Annotated in this window: 2 protein-coding genes; one reads left to right on the top strand and one right to left on the bottom strand. The window is 40.7% G+C overall.

Annotated elements, in window-relative coordinates:
- Positions 1–337: 337 nt before the first annotated feature.
- Positions 338–1,018, top strand: a complete 681-nt coding sequence (locus IQR33_RS10855) for a MaoC family dehydratase (protein WP_005375670.1) — start codon at positions 338–340, stop codon at positions 1,016–1,018.
- Between the two features lie 63 nt (positions 1,019–1,081).
- Here IQR33_RS10855 and IQR33_RS10850 read toward each other — a convergent pair.
- Positions 1,082–1,562 (bottom strand): substrate-binding domain-containing protein (locus IQR33_RS10850; protein WP_193843694.1); only part of this gene is annotated, 481 nt, incomplete at its 5' end.

Below are 1,562 nucleotides of genomic sequence, written 5' to 3'. Positions count from 1 at the left end.
ATCTCTCCGTTGTGGGCGGTATAATAAGGAGCATAGTCCGACTTGTAAAGTGCTGAATTATAATAGAAGTACTGTTTGCTTGTTTTATGATCACTGATGTGATGTTGGACAGTTTGAAAACGGAGTGAAAAAGGGACAAAAAGTACCAATTTATAGAGTTTTTACTTTATATTGGCGCACGTCAATAAAATGGTGTTTTATTGTTATCTTGCTGATATATAAGACATAACATGCTTTTAGGGTACATGTGTTCGCCCGAAAGTATTTGCAAGACTTTGTGAACTAATTCAAAATTAACTGGTATAGCCAGTTGTGCTTAGAATTCTTAAGGGTGTTTATGAAGGTCACAAATCTATTTAAAGACAAAGTTGATGCGATTTCTGCTCATCAATCCGAGTTTATGAATTGGATGTCTCCAACGTTACGCGATTATTGGAGTGACTTTTTGGGGAAAGCTCAAAATAGCTTTCTTTTCTCAAAAGTTCGTGATCACCAGCAGCCAGCCGTCAACGAAGAAGTTGCACCTCAACCTGCACCGATCGTAATGGCACCTGAGGCTCAAAAGCTTTATGACGAGTTAAGTGAAAAAATTGGCGAAGTTATTCACACTGGTGATTGGGTTCATGTGTCTCAAGAACGTATTAACCAATTTGGTGCGGTAACGGAAGACATGCAATGGATTCATACTGATCCAGAGCGTGCTTCAACTGAATCTCCATTTAAGACAACTATCGCTCATGGCTTTTTAACATTAGCATTGCTGCCTAAACTGACGGATTCAGTCGATCCAGACAAGCCAATGTTCCCAACAGCTAAGATGGTAGTTAACTTGGGTTTAAACCAAGTCCGTTTCCCTTACCCTGTCAAAGCAGGCAATAATGTTCGTGCAGTCAGCACGTTAACAAAAGTAACGCCAATCAAAAAAGGTTTGGAGATTGAGCGCGAAATTAAAGTGGAAATTGAAGGTATTCGTCGACCTGGTGCGGTTGTGGTCTCTGTAATTCAACTGCATTTCTAATTCCGAAACCGGATAGAACACGACATAGTAAAAGAGAGCATCAAGGTGCTCTCTTTTTCATTTTTACTGATTAAAGTTTTTTACTGGCGTATAACCGTAACCTGCAATCGCTTTTTGTCCCTGCTCTGAACGAAGGAAAGCGATAAAACCTTTACCTGCATCGCTAATCTTATCTACTTTGTATAGCACTAGGAATGGTCGCGCCAACTTGTACTTATGATTGCTAATGTTTGTCGAGGTTGGGTCAATACCATCTAACTGAATCGCCTTGATCGAGCGATCTACTGACCCTACAGAGATAAAACCAATGGCGCGAGTGTTATGGTTAACAATGGTTTTTACCATGCTGTTGCTGTTTACAACCAAGTTGTTTGGGCTGATATCCGAGACAAGGCGATCATTAACGATTTTGGTCAGTCCCAGCAAGCTTTCGAAGCTGTAACGTGAACCTGAAGACGCTTCTCTAGTAACCACCGCGATAGGCTGATCTGCGCCCCCGACCTCTTTCCAATTCTTAATTTTACCTTTGTAAATATCAAATAGT

It is taken from the genome of Vibrio sp. OPT46 (assembly GCF_015163535.1).
Lineage (GTDB): Bacteria > Pseudomonadota > Gammaproteobacteria > Enterobacterales > Vibrionaceae > Vibrio > Vibrio alginolyticus.
The sequence above is the reverse complement of the archived record's forward strand: the minus strand, read 5'-3'. Positions and strand labels throughout refer to the sequence as shown.

Bases quoted from the DNA above. Each gene is read 5' to 3' on its own strand.
- IQR33_RS10855 (WP_005375670.1), top strand. From the start codon at position 338: ATGAAGGTCACAAATCTATTTAAAGACAAAGTTGATGCGATTTCTGCT.